This window comes from Streptomyces sp. NPDC006012 (genome assembly GCF_042871185.1).
GTDB lineage: Bacteria > Actinomycetota > Actinomycetes > Streptomycetales > Streptomycetaceae > Streptomyces.
This window is the reverse complement of record NZ_JBIAIE010000006.1, coordinates 266,214-283,952: the sequence shown is the minus strand read 5'-3', so window position 1 is coordinate 283,952 and position 17,739 is coordinate 266,214. Positions and strand designations below refer to the sequence as shown.

Below are 17,739 nucleotides of genomic sequence, written 5' to 3'. Positions count from 1 at the left end.
CGGGTCACTGCGGGAGCACGAGCAGGAACGTCTCCCCCGGCCGCACGCCGACCGACCGGCCGGGCAGCCGGAGGTCGACCGGCGGACGGTCGGACGGCGGGACGGCGACCTCCAGCTTCCCGCACTCCAGCCGCAGCTGGATGCCCCAGTGCCCCTGGTAGCGGAGCGAGAACCCGTACGACGACAGCTGCGGCAGCGGCACCGGATCGAGCCACAGGGCTCCCCGCCGGGTTTCGAGGCCGGTCAGTCCGCGCTGGACGAGGTCCAGGGTGCCGGCCATGGCGCCGAGGTGGATGCCCTCGCCCGTGGTGCCGCCCTGGAGGTCGGCGATGTCGCCGCGAAGGGCTTCCTGGCAGAACATCCAGGCCTCCGCGCGCCGGGCGCGGGCCAGGATCCAGCCGTGGACGAGGCCGCTGAGGGTGGAGCCGTGGCTGGTGCGGCGCAGGTAGTACTCGACGGTGCGCCGCCAGGTCCCGTCGTCCAGCCGGTAGCCCAACCGCTCGAAGAGGGACCGCAGTTCGGCCGGTGAGAAGAGGTAGCCGAGCATGAGCGCGTCGGCCTGCTTGGACGCCTTGTAGCGGTTGACGGTGTCGCCCTCGGCCTCCAGGATCCGGTCCAGGCGCCGAATGTCGTCGTAGCGTTTGCGGTAGCCGTCCCAGTCGAGTTCGGCGAGGTCGGCGTAGCCCTCGAACTGGCTGATCACACCGTCGTGGAAGGGCACGTGGAGGGTGCGGGACACCTCCTCCCAGCGTTCGGGCTCGTCGTCGGCCAGGCCGATCCGGTCGGCGAGTTCCTGACGCCGTGGCTCGGGCAGGACGCGCAGCAGGTCGAGGGCGCGGGCCAGCACCCAGGCAGCCGTCACATTGGTGTAGGCGTTGTCGTCCAGGCCCGGTCGCAGTGCGTCGGGGTAGGCGTCGTGGTACTCGTCGGGGCCGACCACGCCGAGGATGCGGTGCCGGCCCCGGTGGGTGTCGTGGACGGCCGAGTCCGCCCAGAAGCGGGCGATCTGCACCAGGATCTCGGCGCCCTCGGTGTGCAGGAACTCCGTGTCACCGGTCGCCTCGCAGTACTGCCACACGTTGTACGCCACAGCCGAGCCGACGTGCCGCTGGAGGCGGGAGTGGTCCGGCAGCCAGTGCCCGGAGCGCGGGTTGAGGTGCAGCTGCTGGGTCTCCTCGCGGCCGTCGCTGCCGCTCTGCCAGGGATACAGGGCGCCCCGTCGGCCGATCGCGCGGGCCGCCGCGCGGGCCTGGCCCAGGCGCCGGTGGCGGTAGCGGAGCAGGGCCCGGGAGACCTCCGGGAAGTGCAGGTTCAGGTAGGGCAGGACGAACAGTTCGTCCCAGAAGACATGGCCGCGGTACGCCTCGCCGTGCAGCCCGCGGGCGGGCACGCCCACGTCCAGGTCGGCGGTGTGCGGGGAGAGGGTCTGGAGCACGTGGAAGAGGTGCAGGCGCAGGATGTGGCCCGCCCGGCCCGGGACGTCCAGGCCGGTGCGCGTCCACAGTTGGTCCCAGGCCGTGCGGTGCGCGGCCAGCCGCTCGTCGAACCCGGCCACGGCCCCGAGCCGGTCGGTGGCTGCGCGCAGCGGGTCGCTGATCGCCGGGTCGTGGGAGGTGTGCAGAGCGACGGTCTTGTCGACGCGTACGGTGCGGCCGGGGGTGAGGCTCAGCCGCAGCCGCTGCACGACCTGCGGCGGTTCGTGGGCCACCGTCACCGGGACGTCGGCGGTCAGGCGGGCGGCCAGACCGATCCGGATGTCCGAGGTGCGGGTGCGGCAGCGCAGCCACACCGTGTCGGGGGCGGCGGCGCCGGTGACCACATGGGTGAGGTGGCGGCCGTCCAGCTCGCGGTAGCGGGCCACGCCGGTGTTGGCGACCCCGCCGTCGAGCGCGGCTTCGACGTCGAGTTCGCCGGCGAAGCCCTCGGCCGTGAACTCGGTGCGCAGCGCGGCCAGATGCGGGTCGGCCATGTCGACGAGGCGCTGCTGCCGGACGAACAGCACCTGTCCCTCGCCGAGCCCGTAGCGGGTGTGCCGCTCCAGCAGGCCCGAGTCGAGGTGCACGACCTGCCGGTGGTCGAGCACCGTCGCGGTGTCGGGGGTGAGCCAGTCCTGTCCGGCGGGGCGGAAGCGCAGTGGCAGCCAGTTCGGCAGGTTGACCATGTCCTCGTTCTCGACCCGCTCTCCCGCCACCTCCGAGGTGAGCCGGTCGTAGCAGCCCGCCGCGTAGGTGCCGGGGTAGTGCACGTCGTCGGCGTCGCATTCGGGGAGCGCCCCGCGGGTGGCGAAGTAGCCGTTGCCCAGGGTGCACAGCGATTCCCTGAGGCGTTCGTCCGCGGGTGCATAACCGTCGTACTCCCAGGTCCAGCCCGTCACTGCGGCACCCCTTCGCCTTCGTCGAGTCCGTCGAGTCCGTCGGGCGCGTCCGGTTTCCCCTCCCTTTCCGCCTGGTCCACCGCCAGGGACTGCCACCCCCTGCCGAGACCTTCTCACCCCACTGTCCACTGTCCGAGAATCGGACCCGGTCCGCCACCGGCGCAGGAAGCGGAGCGGGACCACGGGCGATCGCGGGCCGCGCCGGGGATGCCGCCGTGGCCCGCGCCGACGACCGGGTCACGGCCGCGCGTCACCCGGGTCGCGGTACGACGGCCACCGGGCAGGCCGCGTGGTGCAGCAGCGCGCGGGCCACCCGGCCGGGCCGGGGTCCGAGGAGCCCGGCTCCCTCCCCCGCTCCGACGATCACGAGGTCGGCCGCGGCCGAGCGGTGCACGAGGATCCTGGAGGCCGCGCCCTTCACGGTGGCACGCCGCACCCGGACCCCGGGGTGGTCGGCGGTGGCGTCCCCCAGCAGCGTGTCCAGGGTCGCGGCGGCCTGCCGCTCGTGGGCGCGGGCCGGATCCTCGGCCGGTGCGGGGAACTCGGCGCTCTCGTACACGGCGCAGCGCCAGGCTCGAACGACGTCCAGGGTGCACCTGCGCACCTCCGCCTCACGGAACGCGAACCGCACGGCCTCCGCGCCGGTGTCCGCCTCACCCGCGCCGAGCAGGATCCGCGCATGGGTGCCGGCCAGGCCCGCGGCGTCCCCGCGGACGACGATCACGGGGCTGTGCGCGCGGGCGGCCACGGCCTGGCCGACCCCGCCGGGCAGCAGTGCCGCGGGCCCGCCGCGGGCCCTCGTCCCCGTCACCACCGCGAAGGCGTGGCCGGTCTCGCGCAGCAGCGCGTCCGTCGCCTCCTCGGGGACGATGTCCGTGCGGATCTCCACTCCCGGCGCGCGGCGGGCCGCCCGTTCGGCCGCGACGGCCACGACGTGCTCCGCCGCGCTACGTTCCGCCGCGCGTACCCGGTCGCCCACCGGCGGGGCAGCCTGGTGACGCGCCCACAGGGAGGCATGCACCAGAAGCAGCGGGAGACCGTGGCGGGCGGCCTCGGCCGCCGCCCAGTCGACCGCCAGCAGGCTCGGCTCCGACTCGTCGACGCCCACGACCAGGGGCCGGGTCATCGTCGCCCCCTTCTCCCGGCGGGCCGCCGCGCGCCGGGCCATGGGACAGCCCGGTTCACCGTCGCGACGGCCGGCGGGCCGTCCGCGAGGCGCGCGTCGTCTGCTCCCGGGTACCCCGGCCCGGGCCGCCCGGAACCGCGCCGCAGGCGAGGGCCGTCCGCCCCGCACCGGGGCCGAACGACCCGGTGTCCGGTCCGGGCGGCCCGTGGTGACCGGCCGCGCACGCGCCCACTCTGGAAGAGGGAGCCCGGCGTCGTGCGGCGCCGCCGGGCCGCCCCCGCGGACGGAAGGAGCGGGTGCGATGACCTCCGCCACCACCCTCAACTCGGCCCTGGCTGCCGAGCATCGTGAACGACTGATGCGGATCGCCCGCGAGGTCTCCTTCGAGGCCGGCACCCGGCTGTTCGAGGAGGGGCGGCGTGCCGACCGGCTGTGGATCGTACGCACCGGGACGATCACCCTCGACCTGCACGTGCCCGGCCGGCGCGCGGCCCTGGTGGAGTCGCTGGGCCCGGGCGAACTGATCGGCTGGTCCTGGCACTTCGCGCCGTACGTGTGGCACATGGGTGCCGAGGCGGCCAGTCCGGTGCGGGCCTACGAGTTCGACGCGGAGATCGTGCGGAGGATGTGCGCCGAGGACGCCGAATTCGGGCGGGCCGTCGCCGTCTGGGTGGGCCGGGTGGTCGCCCAGCGGCTGCACGCGGCCCGCATCCGGCTCCTCGACCTCTACGCGCCCTACGGCAGCGGCGTCTGGCTCTGACCGCTCCGTCCCCGTCATGGCCGGGGCTCGGAACTCCAGGGCGAGCCGTGCCCCGGCCCGTTCGCGCCGGGGTCCGGCTCGGGTACGGGCCGCACCTGGATCCCCAGGGGCCTGCCGAAGTCTGTGTCGGCCGCTGCCGTCATCTCTCCTCCTCGTCCGGCCCGGCGGCGGAGGGGTCGACTCGCCCGACCGGCCGGACGGCGAGGTCGCCCGGCCCGGACGACGGGACCTGCCCGCCGAGGGCGGTGGAGGAGATTCTTCCGGTATGCCGGGTCCGTCGGCCACCGCGAGCGGGCCGACCGTCGGCGGTGGGGCACCCGCCCACCGATCGCCCCAGCGGGCGATCCCCGCCGACCGGTCACGCGCACCGGTCGATCACTCGGCAGGTGCAGGCGGCGCGCGCCGGGAAAGACACCCGGCACGGCGTACCACTAGCCGGGAAGCGGAACCTGCCAGACCAGCGTGGCCCCGCCGCCGTCCGTCCCGGTCACCTCCAGCCACCCGCCCAGCTGTTCGGCCCGCTCGGCGAGGTTGCCCAGCCCGCTGCGCCGGCCGTCGGGCGGGATGCCCACGCCGTTGTCGGCCACCTTGAGCCGCACGTCCCGGCCATCCGTGGTCAGCACCACCTCGGTCCGGTCGGCGTGGGCGTGCCGGGCGACGTTGGTGAGGGCCTCGGAGAGCACGGCCACGACGTGCTCGGCGATCTCCCGCGGCACATCGGTGTCGACCAGGCCCTCGATGCGCACGCTGGGCGCGAAGCCCAGCACCGGCGCGGCCTCTCCGGCCACCCGGACGACCTGGGCGCGCAGCCCGCCGCCACGGGGCACGTCCTCGCGGGCCCGCAGGCCGAAGATGGTGGACCTGATGATCTTGATGGTCTCGTCGAGGTCGTCCACGGCCCGCAGCACCCGCTCGGACGCCTCCTTGTGCTCGATGAACCGGCCCGCGCTCTGCAAGGTCATCCCGGTCGCGAACAGCCGCTGGATCGCCAGGTCGTGCAGGTCGCGGGCGATCCGGTCCCGGTCCTTGAGCACCGCGATCTCCTGGGCGTCCTGGCGGCGCTCGGCCAGTTCCATGGCGAGCGCGGCCTGCGCGGCGAAGCCCTGCAGCGTCTCGGTCTCCTGCGCCGAGAACAGCGACTGCCCGCACTCGCGGACCAGCAGGACGACACCGCGCACGCCGCCGCCCGTGCCGATGGGGATGGCCACGGCGGGGCCCAGCCCTTCGTACCGCGGGGGCTCCTGGGAGATGCGTTCGTCGTGCGCGACGTCCGCGCTGGTGACCGGGGCGGCAGCGGAGAAGGCCAGCCCGATCAGGGTCTCGCCCATGGGCAGGACAAGACCGCGGTGCGCCTCCGAGTCCGTTCCGACGGCGATCTCCACGGTGAGCGACCCGGTGTCCGCCATCGGCATGGCGACCACGCCCAGGGCCGATCCCGTGATCTCCCTGGCTCGGTCGGCGATCAGGCCCAGCGTCTGGGTCCGCTCGCTGCCCGCCATCAGGCTGTGGGTGATCTCGGCGTTGGCCTCCAGCCACCGCTCGCGCAGCCGGGACTCCTCGTACAGCCGGGCGTTGTCGATCGCGACGCCCGCCGCCACGGCGAGGGTGGACAGTACCGACTCGTCCTCCTCGTCGAACTCCGCCCCGCCGCGTTTCTCGGTCAGGTACAGGTTGCCGAAGACCTGCCCGCGGACCCGGATCGGGACGCCCAGGAAGGTGTTCATCGGCGGGTGGTTCTGCGGGAAGCCGTACGAGGCGGGGTGCTGGGAGAGCTTCGTGAGCCGCAGGGGTTCGGGATGCCGGATCAGTTCGCCGAGGATGCCGTGCCCCTCCGGGTAGTGGCCGATCTCGGCGATCTGCTCCCCGCTGACCCCGACCGTGTGGAAGGCGGACAACCGCTTGCCGTCCGGTCCGATCACGCCGAGGGCGCCGTACTCGGCGTCGACCAGGGCCACCGCGGCCTCCACGATGGAGTGCAGGGCCTGTTCGAGGTCCAGTTCCCGGCCGACCGAGAGCACCGCCTCCAGCAGGCTGTGCACGCGGTCGCGGGTGCCGCGGGCCGCGTTGAGGCGGACCTGCAGCTCCGCGAGCAGCTCGTCCAGTTTCAGCTGCGGCAACCGGAGGCGGGCCTCCCGGAACTCCTCGGAGCTTCCCACCGGCGTTCCTCCAGCTCCCCTCGGCTCGTGGGCACCGTCCAGCCCGTCATGTGCCACGGTAATGCTCCACCACTCGGGCCGGTACGGCATCCCGCCCGCATCCCGGTCCGGCGAACGCCCAGCCACGGGGCACCGCCCGGGGGCGGTCACCGGCCGCCCAGGGCCGGTCGGCCCTGGATACGCGGCCGGGTATCGGCGACAGTGGAGTCAGGAGCGGCACCGGTCCCCCGCGGTGTCGCTCCGTCGTGCGACCGGGCCCGGCGCCGCAGGGAGGCGGTGCGGGAGTGTGCCGCGAGCGGTCACCGGCCCGCACATGCCGGCCGGCCCCGTCCAGGGCGCCTGACGCGCGAGGACGTCGTCGCCGGCCGCGCGGCGCTCTCGTCCATTCGTGCGAAATTCGCATCCTGGGCCGGAAGACCCTAGCGGGCGAAGCCGCGGCACGGTTCGAATGGCCTGTCCGAACTGTCCGCAGCCGCCGCTTCCGGATCCGCGAGGCGTGCGCACACCGTCCATGGAAAGCCGCGATGACCACCGAAGACCACCGACCGCGCGGGTGCGTCGACCTCGACCGCGCCGAGGCCCTGCGTCTGCTGGGCAGTGTGTCGCTGGGCAGGGTCGTCTTCACCCGGCACGCCCTGCCCACCGTCCGCCCGGTCAACCACGTCCTGGACGGCTGCGACATCGTCATCCGGACCCACAAGGGCGCGGAACTGACCTCGTACGCCCGACGGGCCGACGGCGCGGGCGTGGTCGTCGCCTACGAGGCCGATGCCATCGATCCGGACACCCACCTGGGCTGGAGCGTGGTGGTCACCGGTTACGCCCGGCTGGTCACCGACCCGGACGAGCTGGCCCGCTACCAGCGGCTGCCGCACCCCGGGGTGGGGTACGCCTTGGACCACGCGGTCCGTATCCACCCCGGTCTGGTCACCGGAGTCCGCCTCACGGCGAACGGGAGTCCGCCGCCGTCCGCGGCCCCGGTCGCGGGTGACGGGTCTCAGGGGGCCAGGTCCAGTCCGTAGAGCGTACGGCCGCCGACCAGTTCCCGTCCGGTGACCAGCTCCGGCGCGATGCGTACGAAGACCTCGTGCGGTGTGGGCACCCAGGAGCGCGGGCCGGTACGGACCAGCCGTTCGTGTTCGGCCGAGTCGGTGACCACGGTGGCCGCACCGGTGACCACGACACTCCAGCCGGACTGGGTGTCCGCGTCGACCTGGTCGGCCTCGAAGGCGACCACCGACCCGTGGATCGCCCGCACCAGCTCCGACGACGCCGAGGTGCGCAGCAGCACCGTGCCGTCGCCGTCCAGGGAGAAGTTCACGGGAAGCACCGCCGGCAGCGCGTGGTGCGTGTGGACGATGCGGCCGACGGGCACCTTCGCCAGCAGGTGCAGGCACTCCTGCCGGTTCAGCTCGCGGAATCCGTCATTGGCGTACATCCGACGTCCCGTCCTCTCGCCTCGGTACGGCCGTGTCACCGGGTACGGCCGGTCCGGCTCAGACCCTGATCCGGCGGCCGGTGAGGGTGTACGGGTCGATGCACACCCACATGGTGCGTTTGCCGCCCGCCCAGGGCGTGCTGTACGCCCGGGCCGCGAGCCGGCGTTCCTCGTCCGGGTCCGCGACCGTCCGGGCGTGCCCGCGCACCAGCACGCTCCAGCCCTGGCTGAACGCGTCGTCGATGTGGTCGACCTCGAAGGCGACCTGGCAGCCCGCCGCCAGCGACGGCGTGGCCCCGTGCGCGGTCCGGAAGACGATCGCGTCGTCGATGACGCTGTAGTTCACGGGCACGATCACCGGTCCGGAGGCCGTGGGCACGCCGAGCCGGCCCACGCCGTGCGACGAGAGCAGGGAACGGCAGTCCTCCGGGCTCAGCTCCGTGAACTCGGGAGCGCGCGCCGCGCGTCCGGGGCCCGGCGGCAGGGTGACCGTGCCGCCCGTGAGGTCGTTCACCGTGGTCTTGAGGACCTCGGCCAGCCGGGTCAGCGGGCCGGTGCCCGGCGCGGCGCCGGGATGCTCCTCCAGATAGCGGAGATAGCTGGACGCCATGCCGGCGCGCTCGGCCGTCTCCCGCCGCGACAGGCCGAGCTGGGTACGCCGGGTGGCCAGTCTGCGGCCCAGGTCGCCCAGGGGCGTGCCCTCCACCACGTTCGTCCTGGAGTGTTCCGCCATGGCCGTCACGTCCTCTCGTCAGGTCGGCGGGCCGCCCGAGTCGTCAGGTTCGTCAGGCCGCCCGAACGGCCACTTCGTGCTGTTCCACACCGAGCACGACCTTGAGCGCGCCGGTCTCGGCGGCCCGGGCGAAGACGTCGTACGCCTCCGCCATGTGCGACAGCGGGAAGGTGTGGGTGACCAGTTGCCCGGTCGGCAGCCGGCCCGCGGCCGCCATGCGCAGCAGGGTGGGGGTCGAGTAGGTGTCCACCAGGCCGGTGGTGATCGTCAGGTTCCGGCTCCACAGGTCTTCGAGGTGCAGGGTCGCGGGTCCGCCGTGCACGCCGACGTTGGCCACGTGCCCGCCCGGGCGCACCATCCGGGTGCACAGCTCGAAGCTCTCGGCCACGCCGACCGCCTCGACGGCCACGTCCGCGCCGAGCCCGTCGGTCAGGTCGTCGACGAGTTGCCGGGGGGCCTCACGGGCGTCCGCCACGGCATCGGCGCCGATCCGCCTGGCCGCTTCCAGCCGGTCCGGGGCCAGGTCCACGGCGATGATCCGCTCGGGCGCGAACAGGCGTGCCGAGGCGATGGCCGCGAGGCCGACGGGCCCGGCACCGACGACAACCACGGTGTCGCCGGGACGCACCCGGCCGTTGAGCACGCCCACCTCGTAGGAGGTCGGGAAGATGTCGGCGAGCAGCACGGCTTCGCTGCTCGGCAGCGTGCCGGGCAGCGGATACACGGACAGGTCCGCGTAAGGGACGCGCACGTACTCGGCCTGGGTGCCGTCGATCAGGTGGCCGAGGATCCAGCCTCCGCCGCCCCGGCACTGGCCGTAGACGCTCCGCCGGCAGTAGCGGCAGCGGCCGCAGGCACTGATGCAGGAGAGCAGCACCCGCTCGCCCGGCCGGACGCTCCAGACGTCGCCGCCGGTCTCCACGATCTCGCCGACGGCCTCGTGCCCCAATACCGTGCCGGGCCGCACCTCCGGCACATCGCCCTTGAGGATGTGCAGATCGGTCCCGCAGATGGTGACGGCGTCGACCCGCACGATCGCGTCGGTGGGCTCCTTGAGGGCGGGGTCCGGGACATCCTCCCAGGCGGACTGTCCGATGCCGTGGAAGACGAAGCCTTTCATGTCGCTCCTCACGCTCGTGGGGACAGCGGCGCGTCCGGATCCGGCGGCAGGCCGGCGGCCGGTGACCCCACGCACCGCGCCCGGGGCCCGGATCGCCGTACAGCTCCAGCTTGTCCGGCGGCCGGGGGCCACGCTTGGGCCGGTCGGCCCCGGTGCCCGGCCGACGGGACCCGGCCGTCCGCGGGACCGCACAAGGGCCGAAAGACCCTGCGGGCCGCGCAACGGGTACCGACCGGCCCTTCCATGTGACCGGTTCCACAGGCTTGTCTCAGGGCATGACGGACAACCGGACCGGTTCCGGCCCGCTGCACACGGCCCGCGTCCGCGGCGGGGCGACCGTGGTCACGCTCCATGGCGAGATCGACCTTCTGACCGCCACGCCGCTGTCGTCCCGGCTGGACGTCCTGACCGCCGGTCCCCGGCCCGACCTGGTACTCGATCTGCGTACCGTCGATTTCATCGACTGCGCCGGGCTGGGGGTGCTGTGCCGTGTCCGCAACCGGGTGCAGGCCCGGGACGGCCGGCTGCGGCTGGTCACCGACAGCATCGGGTTCCGGCGGCTGCTGCGGGCCACGGGTCTGACGGACGTCTTCGAGGTGCACTCACGGCTTCCGGAGTGTCTCGGCGGCGGGACGCCCCCGGGCCCGCGCGCCGCGTCGGCGGGCTGAGCACGGCGGACGGCGGGGCCCGGCACCTCACGGTCACCGCGGCTGCGGTGGAGGGACCCGGTCCGGAGGGGCTGCAATGGAGGAAGGCCCCCGCGGAGGCCGGACCACCCGGGCCGAGGAGGAGGGCATCGGCCGAGGGCCGGCCGGTGGCCTCGGCGGCGGGCAGAACGGTGATCCGTGGCACGCGCGAGGAGGTGCCGCATGCCCTTCGAGGACCGCACGGACGCCGGACGCCGCCTGGCCCGGCGGCTGGAGCGGCTGCGCGGCACGGACGTGATCGTGCTCGGGCTGCCGCGCGGCGGGGTCCCGGTGGCCTACGAGGTGGCGCGGGCGCTGGACGCTCCCCTGGACGTCCTGGTGGTGCGCAAGCTCGGAGTGCCATGGCAGCCGGAGTTGGCGTTCGGGGCGATCGGCGAGCGGGACGTGCGGGTGCTCAACGCCGACGTCGTCGCGGACACCGGCCTCGAAACGGACGAGCTGGCGGCCGTCGAGGAGGCGGAGCGGGCCGAACTCGAACGCCGGGTGCGCCGCTACCGGGCCGGCCGTGCCCCCGAGCCACCGGCCGGGCGGACCGCGGTGATCGTGGACGACGGGGTGGCGACCGGCGCCACCGCGGAGGCCGCCTGCCGGGTCGTGCGGCAGGCGGGCGCGGCCCGGATCGTGCTCGCCGTCCCGGTCGGACCGCAGGGGATGCTCAGCCGGCTGCGGAACGTGGCCGACCAGGTCGTGTGTCTGGAGACGCCGCGCCATCTCGGCGCGGTAGGCGCCTGGTACCACGACTTCACGCAGACCACCGACGACGAGGTCGCCGCGCTGCTCGGGCGGGCCGCGGAACACGCTCCCGCGGCCCGCCCGCGCCCGGCCAACCGGGAGGTCGAGGTACCGGCCGGGCCGGTGCGGCTGCTCGCCCGGTTCGTCCTGCCGGACCGGGCCCCGGCCGTGGTGGCGTTCGCGCACGGCAGCGGCAGCGGCCGGCACAGCCCGCGCAACCGGCATGTCGCAGCCGTCCTCAACCGCGCAGGTCTGGGCACACTGCTGCTCGACCTGCTCACCGAGGACGAGGAGCACGACCGGCACAACGTGTTCGACGTCATCCTGCTGGCGGGCCGGCTGCGGGCCGCGTCCGTCTGGCTGCGCCGGGAGACCGCGCTGCCCGTGGGGTACTTCGGCGCGAGCACCGGTGCGGGTGCGGCGCTGGAGGCCGCGGCGTACGACCCGGAGATCGGCGCCGTCGTCTCCCGCGGCGGCCGCCCCGACCTCGCCTCCCCGGCCGCGCTGGCCCGGGTGCGGGCGCCGACGCTGTTGATCGTCGGCGGGCAGGACCATCGGGTGCTGAGCCTCAACCGGCTGGCCGCGGACTGGCTGCGGTGTGAGCACCGGCTGGCCGTCGTGCCCGGCGCGGGCCATCTGTTCGCCGAACCGGGCACCCTGGCCACGGCCGCCGTCCTGGCCCGCGACTGGTTCACCGCGCACCTGAGCGGCCCGGCCGCGGGCGGTCCTGGAGCCGGTGGTCCGGAAGCGGGCGGTCCGGGCCCAGGTGGTCCGCCACCGCCGCCGTCCTGATCCGCCGGGGCCGGCCGAGACGCGACGAAACCCGCCGGGACCGGCCCCTGCAGGAGCCGACCGGCCCTGTCCGCCTGCCGTGCGGCGCCGGACAATGGAGCTACCGCGGAAACGTCCGCGGTGTGCACGAGAGTGCCGGGCCGCTGTCCGCCGGACGGGGTGCCGGCTGCGGGAGCCGGAGGGCGAGGCGAGAGATTCATGAAAGAGACGCTGTCCCTCGGCCGGATCGCCGGCGTACGCGTCGGGCTGAACTGGAGCGTGCTGGTCATCGTCGTACTGGTGACGCTCGCGCTCGCCCGGGGCCGCTTCCCCGCGGCCCATCCCGGCTACTCCCCCGCCGTCTACTGGGCACTCGCCCTGCTGACCGCGGTGATCTTCCTCGCCTCGCTGCTGGTGCACGAACTCGCCCACGCGATGGTCGCGCGACGCAACGGCGTGCAGGTGGAGGGGATCACGCTGTGGATGCTGGGCGGCGCGGCCCGGCTGCACGGCGAGGCACCGAGCCCGGCCGCGGAGGTGCGCATCGCGGGCGTGGGGCCGCTGACCAGTGCGCTGGCCGGTGGTGTGTTCGCCGGGCTGGCGGCGTGGCTGGGGACGCTGCACGCGCCGGGGCTGATCGTCGAGGCGGTGGCGTGGCTGGCCGCGATCAACATCGTGCTGGCCCTCTTCAACGCGCTGCCCGCCGCACCCCTGGACGGCGGCCGGCTGCTGCGTGCGCTCCTGTGGCACCGCACCGGTGACCGGCTGCGGGCCACCCGGGGTGCCTCGGCCGCGGGCCGGGCGCTCGGTTGGTTCCTGGTGGCGGCCGGTTTCGCCGCCGTCCTGTTCGCCGGGAACCTCTCGGGGCTGTGGTCGGCCCTGATCGGCTGGTTCCTGATCGCGGCGGCGACCGCGGAGGTCCGCCAGGCCGAGATGCAGGGCGCGCTGGAGGGCGTGCCGGTCGGGCGGGTCATGACCCGGGACCCGATCACGGTGCCCTCCTGGACGACCATCGCGGGCTTCCTCGCCGAGGGGCCGTTCGGCCCGTACCGGCACTCCGCCTTTCCCGTCGTGGCACCGGACGGCTCGCTGGCCGGGCTGTTCACCATGGGCATGGCCGAGCGGACTCCGGCCCGGGCCCGGACGCGGACGACGGTCGGCGACGTGATGCGCCGGCTGCCGGACGTCGTGACGGCCGGCCCCGACGAGCCGGTGGTGGACCTGCTGCCCCGGTTGCAGGAGGGCGGCCTGCGCCGGGCCCTGGTGCTCGACGGCGACCGGCTCGTCGGCATCGTCACCCTCGCCGACATCACCCGCGCGCTGACGTGGCCGACCGCGGCATCACAGCAGCCGCGGCAACCGCACTGAGCGGCGCCCCGTCACGCGCGTCCGCACCGATCGGCCTGCCCGGCCGGTGTCGCGGTCAGGCGGTCCAGCTCCACTCCGCGACCTCGGGCAGATCGGCGCCGTGCGCGCGGATCCAGGCGTGGTGACGGGCGCGGGCGTCCGCCATCGTCTGACGCACGCCCGCGGCGCGCACGGCGAGCCCGGGAACTCGGTCGATGACGTCCATCACCAGCCGGAAACGGTCGAGGTCGTTGCGGACGACCATGTCGAACGGGGTGGTCGTGGTACCGGACTCCTTGTAGCCCCGCACATGCAGGTGTGCGTGACCGTCCCGGCGGTAGGCGAGCCGGTGGACCAGCCACGGATAGCCGTGGTAGGCGAAGATGACCGGCTTGTCCGTGGTGAACAGGCCATCGTACTCGAAGTCGGTCATGCCGTGCGGGTGTGCGTCATGGGGCAGCAGCCGGGTCATGTCGACGACGTTGACGACCCGCACGGCGAGCTGCGGCAGGTGCCGGCGCAGCAACTGCGCCGCGGCCAGCACCTCCTGGGTGGGCACGTCGCCCGCGCAGGCCAGCACCACGTCGGGATCGCCGCCGTCCTCGGTGCCCGCCCACTCCCAGATGCCGGCGCCGCGCGCGCAGTGCACCCGGGCCTGGTCCATGGACAGCCAGTCGAAGCAGGGCTGCTTGCCGGCCACGATGACGTTGACGTAGTCGCGGCTGCGCAGGACGTGGTCCGCGACGGACAGCAGCGTGTTGGAGTCCGGCGGCAGATAGACGCGCACCACCTCGGGGCTCTTGTTGAGGACGTGGTCGACGAAGCCGGGGTCCTGGTGGGAGAAGCCGTTGTGGTCCTGCCGCCACACGTGTGAGGTCAGCAGGTAGTTGAGGGAGGCGATCGGCGCCCGCCACGCCAGTTCGCGGGAGGTCTTCAGCCACTTGATGTGCTGGTTGACCATCGAGTCGACGATGTGCACGAACGCCTCGTAGCAGGAGAACAGCCCGTGCCGGCCGGTGAGCAGGTAACCCTCCAGCCAGCCCTGGCACAGGTGCTCGGAGAGGACCTCCATCACCCGGCCGTGCCGGTCCAGGTGCTCGTCCACCGGCAGGGTCTTCTCCTGCCAGGCCTTCCCACTGGCCTCGAAGACGGCCTGGAGCCGGTTGGAAGCCGTCTCGTCCGGGCCGACCAGCCGGAAGTCGCGGCGGTCCTGGGTGTCCGCCATGACCTGTTCGAGGAGGGTGCCGAGGATCCGGGTCGGTTCGTGCAGGCTGGTGCCCGGCTTGTCCACCGGGACGGCGAAGTCGTCCAGGGAGCGGATCGGCAACTCCCGGACGAGGAGGCCACCGTTGGCGTACGGGGTGGCGCCGAGCCGCGCCGCTCCGGCCGGGACGCAGGCGAGGACGTCGGCGACCGGCCGGCCGTCCCGGTCGAACAGCTCGTCCGGACGGTACGAGCGCAGCCACTTCTCCAGTTGCCGCAGGTGCTCGGGGTTCTCACGGACGCCGGGCAGCGGGACCTGGTGGGCACGCCAGGTGCCCTCGACCGGCACGCCGTCGACCTCGGCGGGGCCGGTCCAGCCCTTCGGAGTGCGCAGCACGATCACCGGCCAGTGCACGCGCTGCGTACTGCCCTCCTCGCGGGCGGCGCGCTGCGCCTGCGCGATGCCGTCCAGGGCCTGGTCGAAGGCGGCGGCCAGGTCGCGGTGCACCTGCGCCGGGTCGTCGCCGGACACCTGGATCGGCTCGTGTCCGTACCCGCGCAGCAGCGCGTCCAGTTCGGGCTCGGGCAGCCGGGCGAGCACCGTAGGGTTGGCGATCTTGTAGCCGTTGAGGTGGAGGATCGGCAGGACGGCGCCGTCGTGCACCGGGTCGAGGAACTTGTCGGAGTGCCAGGAGGCGGCCAGCGGACCGGTCTCCGCCTCGCCGTCGCCGATCACGCAGGCGACCAGCAGATCGGGGTGGTCGAAGGCGGCTCCGTAGGCGTGGGCCAGTGAGTAGCCCAGTTCGCCGCCCTCATGGATGGAGCCGGGCGTCTCCGGCGCCACATGGCTCGGCACGCCGCCGGGGAAGGAGAACTGCCGGAACAGCCGTGCCATCCCGGCCGCGTCCCGTGACACGTCCGGGTAGGTCTCGCCGTAGCTGCCCTCCAGCCAGGAGTTCGCGAGGACGGCCGGCCCGCCGTGCCCGGGACCCCATACGCACAGCGCGTCCAGTCCGCGCGCCGCGATCACCCGGTTGAGGTGGGTGTACACGAGGTTGAGGCCGGGCGTGGTGCCCCAATGCCCGAGCAGCCGCGGCTTGATGTGTTCCGGGCGCAGCGGCTCGGTCAGCAGCGGGTTCGCCAGCAGGTAGATCTGCCCGGCCGCGAGGTAGTTGGCGGCCCGCCAGTGCGCGTCCAGGGTGCGCAGCTCCTCGTCGGAAAGTACGGTGGCGTCCTGGTGTTCGGCAGGCGGCATGAGTGCTCCGGAAGTCATCGACGCAGGTCATCGGGCGGTACGTAGGTCATCGGGCGGTGGAGGCGGCATGGTCGACAAGCAGGTGGAAACGCTGCCGCGCAAGGTGTACGAGAAGGAACTGCTGCGCCTGCAGACGGAGTTGGTCAAGCTCCAGGAATGGGTGCGGATGGAGGGCGCCCGCCTTGTCGTCATCTTCGAGGGACGGGACGCGGCGGGCAAGGGGAGCACCATCAAGCGGGTCACGGAGCACCTGAATCCGCGGGTGGCACGGATCGCGGCGCTGCCCAAGCCGACCGAGCGCGAACGGACCCAGTGGTACTTCCAGCGGTACGTCGAGCATCTGCCGGCCGCCGGGGAGATCGTGCTGTTCGACCGGTCCTGGTACAACCGGGCCGGGGTCGAGCGGGTGATGGGCTTCTGCACCAAGGAGGAGTACCAGTTGTTCCTGCGGCAGTGCCCGATCTTCGAGCGGATGCTGGTGGAGGACCGGATCCTGCTGCGCAAGTACTGGTTCTCGGTGAGCGACGCGGTGCAGGAGGAGCGGTTCCGGCGCCGGCTGGACGATCCGGTGCGGCGGTGGAAGCTGTCGCCGATGGATCTGGAGTCGGTCGCCCGCTGGGAGGCGTACTCCCGGGCGAAGGACGAGATGCTGGTGCACACGGACATCTCCGAGGCGCCCTGGTACGTCGTCGAGAGCGACGACAAGCGCCGGGCGCGGCTGAACATGATCGCCCATCTGCTGGACTCGGTGCCGTACCACGACGTGCCGCCGCCGGTACTGGAGCTGCCGCACCGGCCGCCGTCGACCGGCTACCAGCGTCCGCCGCGCGATCTGCAGACCTACGTCCCCGACCACGCGGCAAACCTCTGAACCACTCGCGCCGGGCGCGCGCGACCGGCGACCGGCGGCCGGGCCCCTCGGCGAGGTGCCTGAGTGCCGGTCCGTACAGCCGGACGAGTGGGACGGGTGCGTGGACCGGTCGGCCCTGGTGTCCGCGGGACGGGCGGGAAATGATCGTTGTCATGGACGGCCGGCGGACCGATCGCCGCCCTGGAACGAGGGGCGCATGACCGAGACACGCACATTCACGGAGCAGGACCCCATCCGGGTGTTCCTGCTGGACGATCACGAGGTCGTACGGCGCGGGCTGATCGATCTGCTCGACTCCGAACCCGACATCACCGTGGTCGGCGACGCGGACACCGCGGAGCACGCGATCGTCCGGGGTCCGGCGCTGCGTCCGGACGTCGCGGTGCTCGACGTGCGCCTGCCGGACGGCGACGGCATCACGGTCTGCCGGGAACTGCGCGACCGGATGCCGGGCGTGGTCTGTCTGATGCTGACGTCGTTCGACGACGAGGACGCGCTGCTCGACGCCATCATGGCCGGTGCCGCGGGCTATGTCCTCAAGCAGATCAAGGGCTCCGACCTGGTCTCGGCGGTGCGGACGGTCGCCTCCGGGCAGTCGATGCTGGACCCGGCGACGACGGCCCGGCTGATGCGCTCCCTGCGTGCCGATCCCGCGCAGACCCCCGCCGTGCCGTCCGAGCTGGCGAACCTGTCGCCCCGCGAGCGGGACATCCTCGCCCTGATCGGGGACGGGCTGACCAACAGGGAGATCGGCCGGAGGCTCTACCTGTCGGAGAAGACCGTCAAGAACCACATCTCGCGGCTGCTGGCCAAGCTGGGCGTGCAGCGCCGGGTGCAGGCGGCGGTCCTCGCCTCCCAGCTGGAGCAGTCGGAGCAGGGCGAGAGCGGCCGGGGGTGACGGCCGAGCGGGGCCGGGAGTGGTGACGGCCACGGCCTGGAGGGAAAAGGACCGGAGCCCGGACGGGACGGAGCTTTCCTGTACGGGTACGAAGCGGGTCCGGGCAAGGGCCGCCGGGCCGGGCCGCAGCACGGCCAGGTGCCGGGGTGGTCGGGCCGGCCCGGGGCGCAGGCGCCGTGCCGGATCTCGACGTGCCTGGCCTCCGGCTTCTCGCTGCCCAGGCCCGCTGCAGTGCACCGCGTGCCCCG

The 17,739-nt window shown here is 73.6% G+C and carries 14 protein-coding genes; 7 read left to right on the top strand and 7 right to left on the bottom strand.

What is annotated here, in order from left to right; all coding sequences use genetic code 11:
• Nucleotides 1-4: 4 nt before the first annotated feature.
• Nucleotides 5-2,374, bottom strand: coding sequence for a glycoside hydrolase family 65 protein (locus ACFYPJ_RS14735; RefSeq protein ID WP_389015779.1), 2,370 nt, complete (start codon nucleotides 2,372-2,374; stop codon nucleotides 5-7).
• Between the two features lie 250 nt (nucleotides 2,375-2,624).
• Entirely contained in the window at nucleotides 2,625-3,500 is an 876-nt protein-coding gene (locus tag ACFYPJ_RS14730; protein WP_389015776.1) for a universal stress protein, read from the bottom strand.
• 301 nt (nucleotides 3,501-3,801) lie between these two features.
• On the opposite strand from ACFYPJ_RS14730, the gene ACFYPJ_RS14725 reads away from it, so the two are divergent.
• On the top strand, nucleotides 3,802-4,260 hold the full coding sequence (locus ACFYPJ_RS14725) for a Crp/Fnr family transcriptional regulator (RefSeq protein ID WP_389015773.1): 459 nt from the start codon (nucleotides 3,802-3,804) through the stop codon (nucleotides 4,258-4,260).
• A gap of 431 nt (nucleotides 4,261-4,691) precedes the next feature.
• Here the strand turns inward: ACFYPJ_RS14725 and ACFYPJ_RS14720 are convergent, their stop codons facing one another.
• Nucleotides 4,692-6,416: a GAF domain-containing protein gene (locus ACFYPJ_RS14720; protein WP_389015770.1), complete on the bottom strand. Its 1,725-nt coding sequence runs from the start codon at nucleotides 6,414-6,416 to the stop codon at nucleotides 4,692-4,694.
• 524 nt (nucleotides 6,417-6,940) lie between these two features.
• On the opposite strand from ACFYPJ_RS14720, the gene ACFYPJ_RS14715 reads away from it, so the two are divergent.
• A complete protein-coding gene (locus tag ACFYPJ_RS14715; RefSeq protein WP_389015767.1) occupies nucleotides 6,941-7,438 on the top strand; it encodes a pyridoxamine 5'-phosphate oxidase family protein in 498 nt (165 codons plus the stop codon).
• On the opposite strand, the gene ACFYPJ_RS14710 is transcribed toward ACFYPJ_RS14715, so the two are convergent.
• From ACFYPJ_RS14710 to ACFYPJ_RS14700, 3 genes are read right to left on the bottom strand one after another with little or no spacing between them, the layout of a single operon-like run.
• Nucleotides 7,414-7,854 carry a pyridoxamine 5'-phosphate oxidase family protein gene (locus ACFYPJ_RS14710; protein ID WP_389015764.1) on the bottom strand — a complete coding sequence of 147 codons (441 nt, stop codon included), beginning with the start codon at nucleotides 7,852-7,854 and terminating at the stop codon, nucleotides 7,414-7,416. The genes ACFYPJ_RS14715 and ACFYPJ_RS14710 overlap by 25 nt on opposite strands.
• A 58-nt stretch (nucleotides 7,855-7,912) precedes the next feature.
• Nucleotides 7,913-8,587 carry a helix-turn-helix domain-containing protein gene (locus tag ACFYPJ_RS14705; RefSeq protein WP_389015761.1) on the bottom strand — a complete coding sequence of 225 codons (675 nt, stop codon included), beginning with the start codon at nucleotides 8,585-8,587 and terminating at the stop codon, nucleotides 7,913-7,915.
• Between the two features lie 52 nt (nucleotides 8,588-8,639).
• Nucleotides 8,640-9,707 (bottom strand): alcohol dehydrogenase catalytic domain-containing protein, encoded by a 1,068-nt coding sequence (locus tag ACFYPJ_RS14700; RefSeq protein ID WP_389015758.1) that lies wholly within the window; start codon nucleotides 9,705-9,707, stop codon nucleotides 8,640-8,642.
• 275 nt (nucleotides 9,708-9,982) lie between these two features.
• Between ACFYPJ_RS14700 and ACFYPJ_RS14695 the strand changes: the two genes are divergently transcribed.
• From ACFYPJ_RS14695 to ACFYPJ_RS14685, 3 genes are all read left to right on the top strand, one after another.
• Entirely contained in the window at nucleotides 9,983-10,375 is a 393-nt protein-coding gene (locus ACFYPJ_RS14695) for an STAS domain-containing protein (RefSeq protein ID WP_389015755.1), read from the top strand.
• Nucleotides 10,376-10,576: 201 nt separating this feature from the next.
• A complete protein-coding gene (locus ACFYPJ_RS14690) occupies nucleotides 10,577-11,938 on the top strand; it encodes a phosphoribosyltransferase family protein (protein ID WP_389015752.1) in 1,362 nt (453 codons plus the stop codon).
• Nucleotides 11,939-12,136: 198 nt separating this feature from the next.
• Nucleotides 12,137-13,285 (top strand): site-2 protease family protein, encoded by a 1,149-nt coding sequence (locus ACFYPJ_RS14685; RefSeq protein ID WP_389015749.1) that lies wholly within the window; start codon nucleotides 12,137-12,139, stop codon nucleotides 13,283-13,285.
• 55 nt (nucleotides 13,286-13,340) lie between these two features.
• Here ACFYPJ_RS14685 and ACFYPJ_RS14680 read toward each other — a convergent pair whose 3' ends face one another.
• Nucleotides 13,341-15,722 (bottom strand): phosphoketolase, encoded by a 2,382-nt coding sequence (locus ACFYPJ_RS14680; protein ID WP_389016023.1) that lies wholly within the window; start codon nucleotides 15,720-15,722, stop codon nucleotides 13,341-13,343.
• A 67-nt stretch (nucleotides 15,723-15,789) separates the two neighbouring features.
• Here ACFYPJ_RS14680 and ppk2 point away from each other — a divergent pair, with 67 nt between their 5' ends.
• Nucleotides 15,790-16,593: a polyphosphate kinase 2 gene (ppk2, locus tag ACFYPJ_RS14675; protein WP_389015746.1), complete on the top strand. Its 804-nt coding sequence runs from the start codon at nucleotides 15,790-15,792 to the stop codon at nucleotides 16,591-16,593.
• A 196-nt stretch (nucleotides 16,594-16,789) separates the two neighbouring features.
• A complete protein-coding gene (locus ACFYPJ_RS14670) occupies nucleotides 16,790-17,491 on the top strand; it encodes a response regulator (RefSeq protein WP_389015743.1) in 702 nt (233 codons plus the stop codon).
• The last annotated feature ends 248 nt before the right edge of the window (nucleotides 17,492-17,739 follow it).